The following is a 3,965-nucleotide window of genomic DNA, read 5'->3' as shown; positions in this document are numbered from 1 at the left end:
TTTGCCCATGTTATTGTCTTGCGCCACCGGTAGCGAACAGTTTTTAGGGAGTGAAGCGATCGCATCTTACGCCACAGCTAAGGCCGTGATCCTGCCGATTCCCTACGAGGCCACCACCACCTATCGCAAGGGTTGTGAAACTGGACCGGCGGCGGTGATTACTGCTTCCCAACAATTGGAAGCTTATGACGAGGAACTTAAGAGGGAAACCTGTTTAGAAGTGGGCATCTATACCCATGAGGCGATCGCAGATACCCGTCAACAACCGCAATTGTCCGCCGAGGAGATGTTAGCCGTCACCACAGCTACAGTTTCTCGTTTAATTGCCGATGATAAGTTTGTCGTCGCCGTCGGGGGTGAACACGCTATCACTACGGGAGTAGTACAAGATTACCAGCAAGCTTAATCGGAACCTTTTACCGTGGTTCAAATTGATGCCCATGGCGATATGCGTTTTGAGTACGAAGGATCGCACCATAACCACGCCTGTGTGATGCGTTGGGTGTTAGAAATGGGTTTACGGACTTTACCCGTGGGAATTAGGGCTATTTGTCGAGAAGAAGCCGAATTAATCGCTAAACAGCAGATTCCCGTGATTTGGGATCGAGATATCGCTAGGGATGCGGAGTTATGCTGCTTTCGCCAACACAACTTTCAGGAGCCTCCAACTTCAATCACTTCTCCTGGAGAGACTTTATCTAATACGCTACAGGCATCTGGCATTAGGGGAAGTAAGTCAGAAAGTTTGTTGCTGGTTGCTACAAGAACAATAACTGCCACTCCAGTTTGCTGTAAATTTTGCTGATAACGCAAATTTTGATCTGTAGTGAGGAGAATCGTGAAACCCTCCTGACTCATCAGCCTCAGCAACTCACCGTTCTTTTTCCCTGACCATCCCATCTCAACAACTGTGCATACCTCGTAATCGGCAAGCTCACGCTTTAACGGGCGTGGGGCGCATTCATCAAGCAGGATTCGCATAGGCTGTCAACATTTCCTTTGCTAATTCAAGGGCTGAGATCGCCTGTTCTCGACTGACACTGGGAAAATGGTCTAGAAATACCTCTAATGAATCACCAGCCTCAAGATAATCAAGTAGGGTTCTCATCGGCACACGAGTTCCTACAAAAACAGGGGTTCCCCCTAGAATGTCGGGATCACTGTGAACAACACCGGATATTAATGCCATAACAAATATATCCAACTGGCTACTAGCTTTTATAGTCATTGTATCCTAAAGTCATTTGTCGGCTCTATACAAGGTGAGGCTCAGGCATGGGACACTTCACTTGACTACTCTGCCTACATCTTGCCGCTAGACCCAAACTAACTTTTGGATACGATGCACAGTTGGCATTCATACTAAATCTGGTTATTAAAAACTGATTATTTATTCCCCTTTGCCTTTTGCCTCTTGCCTTTTGCCTCTCCTCATAACTAGCCTGTACTCAACGGATTTAGTATCATACCTTGATTCTGCAACGCCTAGACTTACAGCTTTAATCAATGTGCATGGTGCGTTCCCCAAAAATCGATCGGTGGAGCGGTAGAAGTTGCATTAGGGAACGCACCCTACAAGATCGGCGATCGCTAATAAAAATCCCCCCTAAGACCGGGGGATTTTTTTCAGGGTAAAATAGCAAAAGTTGAAAGCCAAGCTTAGAGATATTATCTTAGACTTAAATGCTGATGCTATTGAGTATTAGAGAAGGTTTTAGATAGGTATAGGGTACGATCCGTTTTTGATTATTGGCATCAATCTCTTGTTCGTTCATATTGAGATTTTGCTGAAATTGTCGAAGGAAGCCCGTAATTGTTGCCTGATCACCCTCGGCAAAAACCTCCTCAAACTTCCGGCCATAGAGTTCTCGAAAAGCTTTATCGTAATAGCCCAATCGATCGTATCGATAGTCGGATAAAGTGAACAGACTTTGTAACTGATCGGCAGCCTTTTTATAAGGAGGCAATAGCTGAAGAATGTCTTTTTCGGTAATTGATCCTCTGGCATCTCCAATTATTGATCCTGTAGTATCCTTAATCGCTTCTGGAAGATCACAGTAAGCGGACAAGGGCATATTAGCGGCAAAAGTCATGTAATCATACTGACCATAGTTAACAGCCGAATGCAGTGGCCCGCAGATAAAAATCATTGTGGTAACGACTTCAATTAAGTCCTCTACATCCGTAAAATTGGCCGGCATTCCCTTCACATTGCCCCCTTGATCTGCCGCAGAATTAGATAATTCTCCGGCCCATGCTTGCAATTCTTGATCGTTAGTGATGTCTTGGGGGTTTGGGTAAAAATAATGGAGATAATCAGAAACAAACTGATTAATAGACTGCCAAACCAGCATCCCATCATCCCGGTAAGGGTAGTGGGGTAGTCGTTCCGTATCGTCCATACCCCGGTTACTTATTTCTTTAGGAAAGGCAAAGTCTCGAAGATTCCAGTTTGCGTAGGCATCCTTAACCAGTGCCATCGACTCGCCCAAGGTGCCGGCCAATAATTCATCCACCGGTCCACCAGGGTTGATCAGTCTCTCTTGTCCCAGATGGTTGTTCGTTAACATAAATCTTAGGTGTGGCTTAAGCAGAAGACTGAGGGGATGATTTTCTGCCAGTTGCCGGGCCGTGCCGATCGCGATCGGTTCCATGACAAAATGAGTTCGACAGAGATGGGAATTCATCTCGTGGTGATTGCTATCGGCCACCTGAACACAAATTTTAGCAAATAGCCAAGCAAGGGGGTTTTTCTCAAAAGGAGTATAAAGCTTTTCCGCATTTTCCCCAAATTGGATAGCGATCGGAACTAATTTGCCCCGATCTCTGATGCCACTTTTCCGCCACCAAAAGAAGGCCCTGGGTTTCGGTAAATATTTTCGCCCTTTGGCATGGGTTCCCCCTTGAATCAAAGAGGGACCGAGATAATTAATGTCCGTACCCGTATAATCGGCAATATAAATGTTTCCCGCTGCTAATTCTTGATTGACCTGAAACAATGGCTCGAAATCTGTCTTAGAACTAGGGATTTGATTGAGAACTTGGGCGCGAGCATCCCCCGGCTTCAGTAAACGTAATACTAGGGGATTAGCTCCCGATAGACGTTGTTCGGCAAAGGCATCATTGGTTTGATAGACTTTGGCGATTTTGGGTAAGGGGATAATGGCAAAGAAGTCCTCATAATCTTGTAGCTCATCGAGGGGATCTAAAAAAGATTTGACTTTGACAGCCAGCATATTGGCCGGTAGTTCCGCAGTTGCCGCCAACCGTTCAGTAATGTACTGAAAGGAAAAGTTTTCCGCTGCAGGCACGGATTCCATGAGGACTAAGGGTGGGAGATACTGATAGTCGTATCTATAGGCTTGGCGTTGAAGATTGAGGGAATCAGCCCGCCGATTCGCATCTGGTTCATTTTGGGGCAGACAAGGAGTGGGAGGAGGGGTATTAACCATTCTGATCAAGTTTGAAAAAATTTAAGTAATTGTACCTTGTTTTTTCTTCCTTACATTGATTTCTGAACATTTTTTAATAATTGATTCTCGCTATCACCCATTTTGATTCTCAACATCTGGCTTTCTTTTTCATCTGGCAACAAATATCAGAACGGGAATATCAATATCAGAAACTCCTCGGGTTTCCAAATCCCAGACAAATTGTTCAAAATTAGGATACTCTGACAAACATTCTTGAATAAACATGGGTACAGCAAAAAAAGTTAAGGGATGTATCTATTGATAGATAAGGGGTTTTGGCTATTGTAGTAGATATGTCTGGGGTCAGTTGAGATAGACAAAAATAGTCAAAATATTTATAGTAGAAGATTAGACTAAAATTTTCTGTGATTTGCCCATGTTATTGTCTTGCGCCACCGGTAGCGAACAGTTTTTAGGGAGTGAAGCGATCGCATCTTACGCCACAGCTAAGGCCGTGATCCTGCCGATTCCCTACGAGGCCACCACCACCTA

General features: G+C 44.7%; 3 protein-coding genes and 2 pseudogenes. 2 read left to right on the top strand and 3 right to left on the bottom strand.

What is annotated here, in order from left to right:
• Nucleotides 1–7 precede the first annotated feature (7 nt).
• Nucleotides 8–622: pseudogene (gene speB, locus IM462_RS15345) on the top strand (agmatinase); the annotation flags it as partial.
• A 32-nt stretch (nucleotides 623–654) separates the two neighbouring features.
• Here the strand turns inward: speB and IM462_RS15340 are convergent.
• The 3 genes from IM462_RS15340 to IM462_RS15330 all read right to left on the bottom strand — a co-directional run bounded on the left by IM462_RS15340 (nucleotide 655) and on the right by IM462_RS15330 (nucleotide 3,452).
• Nucleotides 655–981: a DUF5615 family PIN-like protein gene (locus tag IM462_RS15340; protein ID WP_002757286.1), complete on the bottom strand. Its 327-nt coding sequence runs from the start codon at nucleotides 979–981 to the stop codon at nucleotides 655–657.
• Entirely contained in the window at nucleotides 965–1,228 is a 264-nt protein-coding gene (locus IM462_RS15335) for a DUF433 domain-containing protein (RefSeq protein WP_287702547.1), read from the bottom strand. Before IM462_RS15335 ends, IM462_RS15340 begins: the two co-directional genes overlap by 17 nt.
• A 451-nt stretch (nucleotides 1,229–1,679) precedes the next feature.
• Nucleotides 1,680–3,452 (bottom strand): lipoxygenase family protein, encoded by a 1,773-nt coding sequence (locus IM462_RS15330; protein ID WP_287702545.1) that lies wholly within the window; start codon nucleotides 3,450–3,452, stop codon nucleotides 1,680–1,682.
• 397 nt (nucleotides 3,453–3,849) lie between these two features.
• On the opposite strand from IM462_RS15330, the pseudogene IM462_RS15325 reads away from it, so the two are divergent.
• Nucleotides 3,850–3,965 (top strand): annotated as a pseudogene (locus tag IM462_RS15325) (agmatinase); the annotation flags it as partial.

Source organism: Microcystis sp. M144S2, assembly GCF_020246065.1.
GTDB classification, from domain to species: Bacteria; Cyanobacteriota; Cyanobacteriia; order Cyanobacteriales; family Microcystaceae; genus Microcystis; species Microcystis ichthyoblabe_A.
This window is presented reverse-complemented; position numbering and strand designations above follow the sequence as displayed.

Excerpts from the sequence above, each read along its gene's own strand:
- IM462_RS15340 (WP_002757286.1), bottom strand. The coding sequence starts at position 981 with ATGCGAATCCTGCTTGATGAATGCGCCCCACGCCCGTTAAAGCGTGAG.
- IM462_RS15335 (WP_287702547.1), bottom strand. The coding sequence starts at position 1,228 with ATGACTATAAAAGCTAGTAGCCAGTTGGATATATTTGTTATGGCATTA.
- IM462_RS15330 (WP_287702545.1), bottom strand. The coding sequence starts at position 3,452 with ATGGTTAATACCCCTCCTCCCACTCCTTGTCTGCCCCAAAATGAACCA.